The sequence below is a fragment of the Armatimonadota bacterium genome, assembly GCA_036504095.1.
Lineage (GTDB): Bacteria > Armatimonadota > DTGP01 > JAKQQT01 > JAKQQT01 > DASXUL01.
Genome location: DASXVS010000041.1, coordinates 1 through 12,906 on the forward strand (window position 1 = coordinate 1; position 12,906 = coordinate 12,906).

At 64.1% G+C, this 12,906-nt stretch carries 9 protein-coding genes; 6 read left to right on the forward strand and 3 right to left on the reverse strand.

Features of this window, described 5'->3' with window-relative positions:
- A partial coding sequence (locus VGM51_08130) for a hypothetical protein (protein ID HEY3413010.1) occupies positions 1-370 on the forward strand: 370 nt, incomplete at its 5' end.
- Positions 371-791: 421 nt separating this feature from the next.
- Here the strand turns inward: VGM51_08130 and VGM51_08135 are convergent.
- From VGM51_08135 to VGM51_08145, 3 genes are all read right to left on the reverse strand, one after another.
- Positions 792-2,189 carry a polysaccharide deacetylase family protein gene (locus VGM51_08135; protein HEY3413011.1) on the reverse strand — a complete coding sequence of 466 codons (1,398 nt, stop codon included), beginning with the start codon at positions 2,187-2,189 and terminating at the stop codon, positions 792-794.
- Positions 2,186-3,109, reverse strand: a complete 924-nt coding sequence (locus tag VGM51_08140) for a phosphodiester glycosidase family protein (protein HEY3413012.1) — start codon at positions 3,107-3,109, stop codon at positions 2,186-2,188. Before VGM51_08140 ends, VGM51_08135 begins: the two co-directional genes overlap by 4 nt.
- Before the next feature lie 363 nt (positions 3,110-3,472).
- Positions 3,473-4,414, reverse strand: a complete 942-nt coding sequence (locus tag VGM51_08145; GenBank protein HEY3413013.1) for a Gfo/Idh/MocA family oxidoreductase — start codon at positions 4,412-4,414, stop codon at positions 3,473-3,475.
- 282 nt (positions 4,415-4,696) lie between these two features.
- Here VGM51_08145 and VGM51_08150 point away from each other — a divergent pair, with 282 nt between their 5' ends.
- The 5 genes from VGM51_08150 to VGM51_08170 all read left to right on the forward strand — a co-directional run bounded on the left by VGM51_08150 (position 4,697) and on the right by VGM51_08170 (position 12,906).
- A complete protein-coding gene (locus tag VGM51_08150) occupies positions 4,697-5,824 on the forward strand; it encodes a GntR family transcriptional regulator (protein HEY3413014.1) in 1,128 nt (375 codons plus the stop codon).
- Positions 5,825-5,925: 101 nt separating this feature from the next.
- A complete protein-coding gene (locus VGM51_08155; protein ID HEY3413015.1) occupies positions 5,926-9,879 on the forward strand; it encodes a carboxypeptidase regulatory-like domain-containing protein in 3,954 nt (1,317 codons plus the stop codon).
- Between the two features lie 58 nt (positions 9,880-9,937).
- Complete coding sequence (locus VGM51_08160) at positions 9,938-10,693, forward strand: prepilin-type N-terminal cleavage/methylation domain-containing protein (GenBank protein HEY3413016.1); 756 nt, start codon at positions 9,938-9,940, stop codon at positions 10,691-10,693.
- Between the two features lie 66 nt (positions 10,694-10,759).
- Positions 10,760-11,782, forward strand: coding sequence for a zinc-binding dehydrogenase (locus VGM51_08165; GenBank protein ID HEY3413017.1), 1,023 nt, complete (start codon positions 10,760-10,762; stop codon positions 11,780-11,782).
- A 38-nt stretch (positions 11,783-11,820) separates the two neighbouring features.
- Positions 11,821-12,906, forward strand: coding sequence for an NAD-dependent epimerase/dehydratase family protein (locus VGM51_08170; GenBank protein HEY3413018.1), 1,086 nt, complete (start codon positions 11,821-11,823; stop codon positions 12,904-12,906).

Consider the following 12,906-nt stretch of genomic DNA (forward strand, 5'->3'; position numbering starts at 1 on the left):
CGGCAGTCAGCGTAATTTCGGCAACAACTGGTGGTTCCCCAGCATGACAAGCAAATATGGAGAACCAATGAGCACGATCCGATTCGAGCTCATGCGCGAGGGGCTAGAGGACCATGAATATCTATGTATGCTCAGCGACCAGATTAACAGGACGAAAAAGTCGCCAAAGAGCGAAAGTAGTTCCGCAGTATTGGCGCGAGGTAAAGCGCTTCTCAAACGAGCGGAAGCAGCAGGCGGCAGCTACATGGGTGCGGGTGGGGAATACTACTTTGAGGGCTATCTCCAGGATCCCATCAAACTGCTAGCGCTTCGACATGACATCGGAGAGTTTCTCGGAGCAAATGGGACATCACGACAAGTGAAGCGATGATTAAGTTCACTCTGATCGTCATTATCAATATCGATAAACAGGATATGAATGATACAAAACCATCCTGGCGATTTTTGCACAACCCCCGCCAGTGTAAATTCAGTCTATCGGTTTATCGTAATCTTCTTGCAAAACACTGCCCGGGCTTCTTGTATCGCCTTCCAATTGCACCGCACTGGCGCTCTCCCTTCACTTCGGATGACTCCTTTCCTGGAGTTCATCCTATCATCTCACGTGGGCCAGTTTTCCGGGGGAGGCCCATGGCGACGATCGAAAGCATGCTGGCGCCATGGTTTGAGGGGGGACGCTGGGCAGCAGGCGAACCGCAAGAAGCCTGGAATCCCGCGTAGCCGTTGACAGGCAGGGGGTTGGAGGCTGGATTCCGAAATCCAACCTCCAATCTCCAACTTCCCACCTCCAGCTACCGCCCCAGAAGGACCGCTTCCTTCACGCCCAGCGCTTGAAGCGCGGAGATCAGGGCCTCGCGGCGGCAGAGGTGATTGGTTTTGCCCAGGACCGGCGTGCCGTCGGTCTTCCAGCCGATGAAGGTGGCGAGGCGCCTGCCGCGCTGCCAGACGGCGGCCTCCACGGGCGCGCCTTCGTGCAGAATCTGCTCCGAACCCACCACGGCGAACGATGTTTCCGGCCACAGCACCTTGATCCCATCCGGCGAGACGCCGATCCACGGCTGGTAGGCGACTATGTAAGCGTGGTCCGGATTGCCGATCACCAAGGGGCGCCCCGTCCACTCCCACTGCCGCTCCGGCGGGGCCTTACCGGCGAGCGTCGCGTTGAACAGCATGTCCGGCACGATGATGCCGCCCAGATCGTCGGGATTATCCGGATTGGGGATGATTCCGGCCCAGACCTCGTTCGTGAGCGTGATGGGCAGGCCGTCCGGCGATTCCGTGTGGACTTTGGCCGCGGTGGGAATCTTCACCGTCGTGCCGGCGGGCAGGGTTGCGGGACGGGCGTCCTCGCCTTTCCAGCGGGCGAGGATATCCTCGAGGCGGAACGGCGCGAAGCGGGCCAGGAACAGGCGGTCGGCGGGCGCGGCATCCCACGCGCGCGCCTCGCCCCAGGCGGCCTCGTAGCCGGCGTCCGCGACCATCTGCGCCGTCTGCTCGTCGCCGTTTCCTTCGGTGTAGGCGAAATAGCGGCACGGCTTGCCCATTTCCTTTTCGATGGACGCTTTGGAATCGGTCAACTGCCTGCGGACTTCGTCCGGGGTGAGTATGCGGAGATCTGCGGGGTGGTCCACCGTGTGAGAGCCGATTTCCACGAGGCCAGAATCCTGCATCTCGCGGAGCTGGTCCCAGGTGCAATGCCCCTTCTCGGTCTTCACGCCGACCTTGCCGGTGTGGACGAACTGGGTGGAGTGGAAACCGAATTTGCGCAGGATCGGGAAGGCGTTCTCGTAGATGCCCACGGTGTTGTCGTCGAACGTGAGTGCGATGGGCCTGGGAGGGAGGAGCTTGCCGGATTTCAAGTGCTCGACCACGTCCGAGAGCGGGACCACGTTGGCGCCCGCGTCCTTGATCGCCTGCATCTGTTCTTCGAACGCACGGGTCGTCAGGTCGAACCAGACCTGCTTGCGCGGGACGACATCGTGATACATGATGACGGGTATCTCGTCCTTGCCGGCGGTCCACACGCGATCCGATGCGGGCAGTTCCGCCACTTCGGGCTTTGACGGCGCTTTGAGCCGTGGCGGGTGGACGACGATGGGCGTCCGGTTCAGGCTCGGGCCGTAATAGAGGTATGCGGCCACTCCGCCAACGATAAGCAGGGCTATCAGGGGTACGATCAGACGCTTCACGATGGGTTCCCTCTTACACCTGAGTCGATCACGATCAGTGCGTGCGGCACGGGGCGGCTGGGCATGTCGCGCCGGCTGTGGCCGCTTACCAGAATCCTGTCTCTCCAGACGAGCGATGTGCTGAATCCGGAGTCGAGCAGCACGGCTTCGCGGATATCAAGTTTCTTCAGTGCCGTTGCGAGGCGACGGCTGTCGATGCTGTAGTCCGTGGCTCCCAGAACGATGCGGTCCGCCGTGTCGATGCCGACGAAGGCGCGGCGGCGGAAATCCATCGCGTCCGCAACGCAGTTCGCGCGAATGGATTCCTCGGTTTCGGGTTCGCCGTTGTGGACGAGCCAGCCGCCCGCGAGGAACGCGTCCGTCACGCCGGGGAGCACGCGGCGCAACGCATCCTCGGAGTCCCCCATCCACATCGCGTAGGGCACAATGGCGATTTGCGCGCCGTCCAGGATCACCAGCGGGCGGCCCACGCAGCGCGGCGCGTCGCTGGGATCGACCGGGGCGTATTCGTGGCTCGCTCCGGTAAGAAGCGGGCCGATCATCTTGTTTCCGCGGCCGGCGACGCGCGCATCGCTGAAGAATGTGCCGTTCAGCCCGCCAACGCCGCCCACGCGGGTGATCATATCCGAGACCATATCGCGTGATGCGCTGCGCACCGTGGTGAGGGTTCCGCCGCGGACGTAATACAACCGCTTCCGGCGAACGGGGATGGAACCGCTCTCCGCGGGGGACACGGCGAGCTTGATGATGGGGTGGTCCTGGAGCGCGGCCAGGACCTCGGGATCGGTGGTCGCCGTCGCGACGGGGCCGGGCGTTACCCCGGGGGCCGGTCGGGCGGCGGGCTTCTCGCGGTGGCAGCCGCACAGGGTGACCGCAACGGCCGCCGCCGGAAGGAAGATTCTGAGTACCGATGGTCGCAAGGCGCGCTCCTGGGAAGGGATTACACTTGGAGTTTAGCACGGTGCGGGCGGTTGGCCGTGAAGCCGGCCAGCGACCGGGCACTGAAGTACCCGTCTGGAGGGCCTTCGGCCGATCGTCCTCCGGACGACAGAGATGGCGGTCACCCGTGTGTTTTGTGCTCTGCAGGAATGGATTTTTCGTTCAGAATGGCGCGACCTCAGCACCATCATTGGCCCCGAACCCCAATACCGTCCATTTGAGGCCGTCTCACGCGCTCACGTCCGTGGGAGGAATCCCACGGCAGAGTGGCCTTCGGCCGTGATGCCCGTGAACGGGCAGAGGATCGAGGCCATTCATGGCGTTCGCGGCCGAAGGTCCAAAACCTATCGCAGGTACATTTTCGTGGTTTTGGCGGCGTAGTGGTCCTGGAAGGCGGCGCCGTCGAAGCCGGGATCGTCGTCGGGGATTTCCGCGAGCGCTACCGTGGCGCCGCCCCTCTCGCGGGAGATGCGGCCGGCGAGGAGGATCTTGACGCTTTCCGTTATGTCCGGGACCGGGACGATGAACGGCGCGCCGGTTTTGACGGCATCGCATACGAGGTCGAGCATCGGGTGGTAGATGATGCCCGTGTCCACGCAGTACTGGTATGTCGATTTGGTGGTTGTGATAACGACTTCGAACGGCTGCCACACACCGATGCAGAGGTTGTAGACCGCGCTCTGGCCGGAGTCGAGGCGCACGAAGTAGGTCTCCGAGCGCGCGCCGCCGACCTCGCCGCATCCGCAACAGGTTACAGATACCGCGCCCGGTCCCAGCAGGCCGCCGATGGTTTCCGCCGCGTGGATCGCGTAGTCGAAGTCGTTCACGCCGGATGTGGCGTATACGTTGACGATCTCGCCGCGCTCCTCAACCGGGATAGCCAGGAAATCCGTGGTTTCCTTCACGTATCGCAGTGAGGAACTGCCGAGTATCACCGCGCCGGCGGCGGCGAGCGCTTCGACCTTCCCGCAGTCGGCAATATTGCCGACGATGGGCTTGTCGATGAAGACCGGCTTGCCGCGGTCGATGAACGGCTGGGCCTGTTCGACGTGCTTGTCCCAGTTGACGCCCTGGATGAAGCCGACGTCCACCGAGTCGGCGAGTTCCTCGATGGTGGCGCAGCGCTTGTCGAGGCCGTGGTTCCGGATGAACGCCTCGACCTCCTCGTCGCCGCGGAAGGAGTCGTTGTAGACGGCGGCGTACCGGGCGCGATCGCCCTGCCGGAAGTAGGCGCTGAACGCCAGCGGGTGGGACGTGTCGATATTCACTACGCCGATGCGAATCATAGTGTGGCGCCTCCTCAAGCGCCGAAGCACGGCAGTCTTTCCCGGGGTGGGGCGCCAGGACGGGGCCGTCGGGCCGACCTGCCTCACCGGATAGGGAATTGAAGGTGCTCCGGGCGGCAACGGGCAGGATGCCCGTTTTGCTTTGGATCATTTGGACAACGGATTGAGGGGGCACTAGACAGCCGGTAAAAATGATTATATAATTATGCTGTCTTTGACAGCAAGCGTTGTCTGCGGGTGGCGCAGCGGCCCGCGATTTCCCGGAACTGGACACTGGCGCACATGAACTCGGCTTTCTATCCCAAACGTCCGCCCTGCGATCCCGCGAACCCCATGCCGCGGTACCAGCAGCTGCGCGACTGGCTCGAAACGCAGATCCGGTCGGGGGCGCTCAGCAAGGGCGACAAACTCCCGGCTGAGCGGGAGTGGGCGCCCGCGTTGGGGGTCAGCCAGATGACGCTCAACCACGCCATCCAGGGTCTGGTCCGCGATGGGTTCATCATCCGCGAAGTGGGTCGCGGCACGTTTATCGCCGACCTCGAAAAGCCGGTGGTGCCGGCGCACATCGGCCTGGTGCTGCACTGGCGCAAGGATTCGGATGGCGGGCACTACGGCGCGTCGATGCTTCACGGGATCTACAACCTGGCGGCCACCCGGCCCGCCAAGTTCTCGTTTGCGTGGGGGGCGGAGGGCGCGGATCCACCGCCGGAGTACTATGTGGACCTGGCGGCGGAGATGGGTGTGGATGGTCTGCTGCTTGTGATGCCACCCGCTTACGCTCTGCCGCAAATCCTCACGTTGCAGGAGACCGGGCTTCCATTCATCGTGGCCGGCGCGTCATGGGAGTCCTACGCGATCGCGAGCGTGGACTTCGACAACGGGACCGGGGCGGAACTCGCGGCGCGCCACCTGCTGGAACTGGGCCACCGCCGGATCGGCATCGTGAACGGGGCCACGTACCTGCGCTCGTCCATGGTCCGCACGGCGCGTTTCCAGCGAGTGCTGGAAGAGGCGGGCATCCCGGCCTCATCCTCCTACGAGGTCACGTCTTCATCTTTCCAGATGGATGCCGGCGCAACCCGCCGGCTGAAGGAACTGTCGATGTCCGGCGATGGGCCCACCGCGTGGTTCGCCGCCGGCTATTACCTGTCCATGCAAACCGTGGAAATGATGCAGAGCCTCGGCCTGCACATCCCCACGGACGTGTCTGTGGTGGGGTTTGGCGACCCATACACAGCCGCTTACATGAACCCACCGCTCACGACTGTGCGGCACCCCATCGAGGCGTTAGGAGAGTTGGCAACCACGCGCCTGCTGGACGATGTGGCCCGCGGCGCACAATCGAGCGAAACCGACATGCTGCCCGTGGAATTCGTGATTCGCGAGTCCACGGCCCCACCTCGGAAATGAGAAACGACTGAGGCTGCGGCGAGACAGTTTCTACCCCGTTATCGCCGCAGCCTCAGTCGAATCCTAGCCCCGCCCGGATGGGCGGTACCAAAGGTAACAACATGACACTTCGCAAATGGATTTTTCCAGTGGCGCTCGCAGCAGCGGCTCTGGGAACTACCGCAAGGGCACAGATCGTCTCGGGACCGATGACGAATCTCACCAAAGGGTCGGTTCTCGGCGACTTCGTTCCGCGCATCAGTTTCGACGGCTCCATCGTCGCCTATACCAATTCCACCGCTTTCACCGTGAGCGGCACATCCAACCAGAGCGTACTGCCTGGCCTGGTGATGCGCAGCAACGACGTGTGGACGGTGAAGAGCGACGGGACCGGACGCACCCGGCTCGCCGGAGGCCCGCACGAGAACAACTCGGAAGAGTGGCCCTGTCCGTCGCCGAACGGCCGCTACATCGCGATGCATAATTTCTGCGGATCCAGCACAACTCCCGCCGGAAATGGCACGGGCCCAACGCGCCTCTTCGTTTACGATACGCTTCTCGGGACGTGGACACAGATGTCCAACTACGGGGTCCCCGGCTCAACGAACGGCTATGAGTCCTATCCGGTCTGGAGCCCCGACGGTACCAAGATCGCTTTCGCTTCCCAGCGCAACTCGATCTCCGGCGCCGGAACCGGCAGCCCGCCGCAGTTCCAGGGCTATCAGCTATTCATTATGAACGCCGTGGACGCCAACGGGAACCTGACTCCCGAATCGGCCACGAACGTGCCCATCCAGTTGACGAATTTCTCCGGCACGGCGGCCGGAGCTCTGGGCACCGGCAACCGCCAGAGGTTCACCGCGGACGGCCTGCACCTCGTCTTCTCCGCGCAGAGCTATGACCGGCAATGGACCGCCACCACTCCGCCTCCGGCCAAGCCGTGGCCGATGTACTGGGATCTCTTCAAGTGCGACATCACGGATAACGACGGCGACAAAATGGGCGACAACATGGTCCGCCTTACCGACAACGTGCTGTTGAGGACGCCCGGCGCCACTGCGCTCCCCACGCTGCTGAACCCGTGCCAGGGGGCGGTCAACGGCGAGATCTACTTCGACGCCGGCCTCTACCCCGACAACGGCAAGTTCCATATCTACGCCATCGACGACCAGGACAACACGCAGGGCCAGGCGGCGATCATCGCCAATAAGGGCCTCCGCCAGATCACCAGTTCAAATGGGAATGAGGATTATCCTTCCGCCACGGCGGACAAGCTCGTCTTCCGCACCCAGGATCCCGGCCAGTTCTTCGAAAACCGGCTCGGCGTCGGCAACCAGGATATCGGCATGCTCCCGCTCACCCCGGTTCCGGCCGCCGGAACCGCGCTCGGCAGCGTTTCAGGCGTGATCGTGGCCGACGGGGGGCAGCCGCTCGCGAACGAGACCGTTGAACTGTGGAGCGGTTTTGCCACCGCCCCCATCGCCACCACGGTCACCGGGACCGACGGCGCCTACGCTTTCCCCGGCCTTGAACCCGGCGCCTACCTGCTGAAATACCTGTCGGCTCCGGCCGGCGCGGCGGCGACGTTCGATACCAGGAACAGCACCTACACGACCGTCACACGCGGCTTCAACCTTGTACCGGGCGCTAACCTGACCGTTGACGCCTTCACTTCCCTTTCGCTTGCCGGTCGCCCGGTTGCCCCAGTCGCGACCATTGTGGACCCGACCGCCGCCAGCCCGTCCGTGAGCATCCGCTGGGCTCTCAGCGGCAATTCGACCGTGGGCGGCATCACCTTCACGCCGATCGGCTACAATGTGTACCGCGCCCCCGCGGAAACCGGTCCCTGGACCAAGATCAACGCCACGCCGGTGCCGCACATCGCGCCTCTGGAGTACGTAGATACGACCCCCGGCGACATCACTCAGGCGTTCTACGCCGTCACCCTCGCCGGGCTGAGTGAGACCGCGCCGGCCGTTGACCCGTCCGTGGTCATCAATGAGAGCGCCCGGTCCGAAGTCGCCCAGGCCACCAACAACCTCCTCAAGAACCCGTCGTTCGAGCAGGTGGATTCAACCACCGGCCTTCCGGTCGGGTGGGTGGTTCAGAGCCCTCGCAACACGGGCAAATGGGGCGTGGACGCCACCCAGGGCGCCGCCGGCGCCAGCGCTCTGTACCTGGAAGCCGTCAATCCGGGGCCGGATACGCCGGCCTACGGGCAGACCCTGTTAAATGAGGACCTTCCCTACGCGGTTCCGGTCACCCCGGGGCAGCCGATGGTGCAGGGCGTATTCTGCAAGTTGAGCGCCATCAAGACGAATGCGGCGTCGCGGACCAATCTGGCGATGGTGGCCGGCGACCCGAACCCGGGCGCTTATCTGTCCTACGACACCTCCTTTGACACGGGTGCGATTACCGGGGCGAACACCGCCGCGCCGGGCCAGACGAGCGTCTGGACGTGGCTCAACCAAGGGAACGTCTACATCTACCCGTACGAGTTCACCACCTACACCCGCTACTCCGTTTTGAGCGCTACGGAAGCGAACCAGATCGCCACGTACGGAGGCCGCATTTACTTCGACGAAGCACACTTCCAGGCGAAGCGTTCTCTCGCCACGGGGACCATCTACGGGCGCGTGGTGGACTCCGCCGGAAACAGCGTGTCCGGTGTTTCGGTTACAGCCGGCGGCCGGACGGCGCTGAGCAAGAGCAACGGCGTCTACGTCCTCACTAACGTCCCCACGGGACAGGCCACCGTTTCCATCTCGTACCCGGGACAGACCACCCGCACGGTGACGGTGTGGAACGTCGGCGGCGCGTTCATCGATGACACTACGTTCACAGGGACGATCCCCCAGGCTGTCGGCGGCAATGTGACGTACTCAGACGGCACGCCTGCCGCGGGGGCAAGGGTCCGCATCCTCTTCGACTACTTCGCCGACATCAACCTGACCAACGCCCAGCCTGCCTATGAGGCCACTACCGACGCCGCCGGGGATTATACGTTCGACCTGAACGCCTACGCCCCGTTCGCGCCGGACCTGACGCAGAAGGTGTGGGTGGCGGCGTCCAAGGGCGGCTATCAGTCCGCGTATGTGGGTGGGAAAAACCTCGCGCCGGCCGGCAAGACGCTCTTCAACCTCCAGCTTGGCCAGCCCGTCCCGGTGATCGAAATCGCCCGCGCGAGCACTCCGCCGACCATCGACGGGATCGTGAACCCCGCAGAATGGCAGAACTCCGCGGCGATTCCGCTGTCCTACAGGTACTCCAGCGGCGCTCCGGCCGTTCCGACGACGGCGTATGCGTTGTGGGACGACAACAACCTCTACTTCGCGATGGTCGGCGCCGAACCGAACATCCCCGGCCTCGTAGCCGGTTGGATCGGAAACGACCAGAGCGGAAGCGGCACGAGCATCTGGGCCGACGACTACCTGGGAATGTTCATCGACCCCACCAACAGCGCCGCCATCGGCTTCGCCAATTCGGCGTGGCAGATCGGCGTGAACGCCAACCAGCCGGTGGTCGGCTACACCGATGGGACGATCCGCACCGGCCCGACGGCGAACCACATCCGCAACGTCGAGAACATCACGGGCTTCGACGCCACCAACCCGGCCAACCACGTTGATAGCACCAACGGCAACTGGTCGGTTGAGTTCTCGATTCCGTGTCACGACGGGAACATGGGCCTGAACGACAGCCAGGGGCTGAACGTGACGGCGCCGGTGGTGGGTACGGAGTGGCGCGCGATGTTCGTTCGCCAGCGCGCGCAGACCGGAGAGCTCTCCGCCACCTGCGCCCTTCCCTACGCCGCGGCATACGCGTTTGAGCAGGCGTTTGCGTGGAATACTCTCCGATTCGTGAGCGCCGTCCATCCGCCCGTTGTGAAGGGTGACCTGACGGGCGACGGACAGGTGACGAACGCGGACGCGTTTGCCGCCGTGCGCATCGCCGGCGGCGTGGAAGCCCTCGCCGGCCGCACGCAAGGCGACGTTGCCGGCAGCGACAACAAGGTGGACATGCTGGACGCCCTGCGCATTCTGCGCAAGGTGAACGGCCTGGAGTCCGGGTGGTAATCGCCCGTTGAAGGACAGAATGGCCGGCCCGAAAGGGCCGGCCACCCTGGAGATAGAAATGAAACCGAACGTTACAGACCGCCGGGCGTTCACGCTGATTGAGCTGCTGGTGGTGATCGCCATCATCGCGATCCTCGCCGCCATCCTGTTCCCGGTCTTCGCCAAAGCGCGCGAACGGGCGAAGGCCATCAATTGCATTTCCAACCTGAAACAGATTGGGATCGCCGCAAAGATGTACGAAGGCGACTACGACGATCAGCTCGTTCCGTACGCGGTGTTCGGCCAGGCGCGCTTCACGAAGCTTCTTCAGCCCTATACCAAGAGCCTCGAGATCTTCACGTGTCCCAGCGACCTGCTTCGGCGGGACAAACTGAACGATCCGAGCTATGCCCAATATCCGACGACGTACGGCGTGAACTGGTACATCTGCAGCGGAGTGGGCGACTACCCCGGCTACGGGCATTACAACAGCAAGCCGACGAGCTTCGTGAAGGACCCATCCGGCACTGTCTGGTCGTGCGACTGCGCGGTGATCGATGGATCGACGAAGGACAAGGCGCCGATCGACTGGAAAGAGGACAAGAAGATCGCGCCGACATACAGAGCTGACATCTATTACTTCTACGTGCCGTGGGATCCGAAGAACTGGGACGGTGGAGGGATCGCGTTCGTGCGTCCGTTCCCGCGCCACCAGGGCCGTCTGAACGCGATGTTCTTCGACACGCATGCGCAGGCGCTATCGGCGGACAAGATTCCCACCAAGATTACCGATAACGGCGCCCCTGGCGACATGTTCGACAATTTCCCCGGCTAGCACGGCCGGCACACGCCGGGCCGGCGCGGGTAACCGCGCGCGAAGCAGATGCGACGAAAATACTTTATGAAGAACTCCTCCATATACGTTCACGGTGACGGCACGGTGCACATCCAGGAAACCGGGATGCCGGAAGCGCTGCCGCGGCAGGCGCTCATCCGGATGGCCGTCGGCGCCGTCAGCACCGGCACGGAGACGACCGGCATGATCGAGATGCGCCGGCGGCCCGATCCTCAGCGCGCTCCGGCCCGCCTGGGTTACTCCGGGGCAGGCGTTGTGGAGGCCGTCGGCTCCGAATACAGCGGCCCTCCGGCCGGCACGCCGGTGGCCGTGTACGGCGGACCGTACGTTTCCCACTCCCAGTGGTGCGCGGTGGGGCAGAACCTCATCGCGCCGGCCCGGGCGCCGCTGGAGCAGGCGGCCTTCGGCGGGATCGGGGCGATCGCCATGCACGGCGTCCGGGAAGCGGACGTCCGTCTGGGAGAACGGGTTGGCGTTCTCGGGCTGGGCGTGCTCGGACAGATGGTCGCCCAACTCGTTCGCGCCGCGGGTGCGTTTGTGGTGGCATCCGACCCGCTGCCGTCGCGCCGCGAGATGGCGATCCGGCTGGGCGCGGATATGGCGACGACGCCCGATGAATTCCTGGCGGCTGCCGAGGGTATGACTCGCGGCCAGGGGCTGGATGCGGTGATTGTCGTTGCCGGAACGCCGGACAGCGCCGCGCCCGCGCAGCAGGGGCTCCGCGCGCTTGGCTACAAGGGGCGCCTGCAGATTGTGGGCAACGTGCGCACCGAATGGGTGCGCGAGGAACTCTTCCAGAAGGAGGTCACGGTCCGCGTGTCCCGCGCGGCGGGGCCGGGACGATACGACCCGAATTATGAACGCGAAGGCCACGAATGGCCCGTCGGGATCGCGCCGTGGACGGAAGGCCGTAACCTCAGGTGCACGCTGGATCTGCTCGAAGCGGGCAGGCTTCAGGTGGCGCCGCTGGTGACCGCCGAGTACCCTTTCACGTCCGCGAATGAAGCATATGACCGCCTGATCGAAGCGCCCAACGACAACCTGGCTATCCTCCTGCGCTTCGCCTGAATACTCTCACCATACATACATACAGACTCCGAGAATCCATGGAAACCACGATATCACGACCACTGCCCGCGGGCCAGCCGGATGGCCTGCGCGAACCAGCCGCCGGGCCCGAAACCGAATATGAACTTGACGAGATGATCTCACGGCCCACGCCGGGCGCGCTGGAGGCGCTGGGCCGTCTCGAAGGCGACTTCCTGCTGCTTGGCGCGAGCGGAAAGATGGGGCCTTCGCTGGCGCGGATGATCCGGCGCGGGCTGGACGAAATCGGCAGGACCGCGCGGGTCACTGCCGTCGCGCGCTTCAGCAACCCCAACGCCGAATCCGGGCTTCACGCGGCCGGGGTTCAGACGATCCGGGCCGACCTCCTCGACTCCGGGGCATACGCCGGCCTGCCCTATGCCGAGAACGTGTTCTTCATGGCCGGGCAGAAATTCGGAACGAGCAAGCACCCGGAACTCGCGTGGGCTATGAACACGATCGTCCCGGCATATGTGGCGGAGCGCTACAAGGCGTCCCGCCTGCTGGCGTTTTCCACGGGCTGCGTCTATGCGAACGCGGCCGTGGACAGCGGCGGGTCCGTTGAAACCGACGATCTCGAGCCGCTGGGCGATTATGCGAACTCATGCGTCGGCCGGGAACGCGTCTTCTCGTGGTTCGCGCACAAGCACCGGACGCCGCTGTCGCTTTTCCGGCTTAGTTACTCCATCGATCTGCGTTACGGCGTGCTGGTGGATGTCGCGCAGCGCGTTTTCAGCGGCGCGCCGGTTGATGTGACCATGGGCTACGCCAACGTCATCTGGCAGGGAGACGCCAACGCTCGGGCGATCCAGACTTTGGAACGCGCGGCGGTCCCGCCTTTCGTGCTGAATGTGACGGGCGATGGGACGATTTCCATCCGCGAAGTCGCCGTGCGCTTCGGGCGGCTTTTCGGTCGCGAGCCGGAATTCGCCGGGAAGGAAGCGCCGGAAGCGCTGCTCAGCAACGCCGGGCGGTCGCTGGCGTTGTTCGGGAAGCCGGGGGTTTCGGTGGACGACATGATCGGGTGGATCGCCGCCTGGCTGCTTCGCGGCGGCCGCACCTTGAACAAGCCGACCGGCTTCGAGCGATTCGACGGGAAGTTCTGA

Bases quoted from the DNA above. Each gene is read 5' to 3' on its own strand.
- VGM51_08145 (HEY3413013.1), bottom strand. From the start codon at position 4,414: ATGATTCGCATCGGCGTAGTGAATATCGACACGTCCCACCCGCTGGCG.
- VGM51_08150 (HEY3413014.1), top strand. From the start codon at position 4,697: ATGAACTCGGCTTTCTATCCCAAACGTCCGCCCTGCGATCCCGCGAAC.
- VGM51_08155 (HEY3413015.1), top strand. From the start codon at position 5,926: ATGACACTTCGCAAATGGATTTTTCCAGTGGCGCTCGCAGCAGCGGCT.
- VGM51_08160 (HEY3413016.1), top strand. From the start codon at position 9,938: ATGAAACCGAACGTTACAGACCGCCGGGCGTTCACGCTGATTGAGCTG.
- VGM51_08165 (HEY3413017.1), top strand. From the start codon at position 10,760: ATGAAGAACTCCTCCATATACGTTCACGGTGACGGCACGGTGCACATC.
- VGM51_08170 (HEY3413018.1), top strand. From the start codon at position 11,821: ATGGAAACCACGATATCACGACCACTGCCCGCGGGCCAGCCGGATGGC.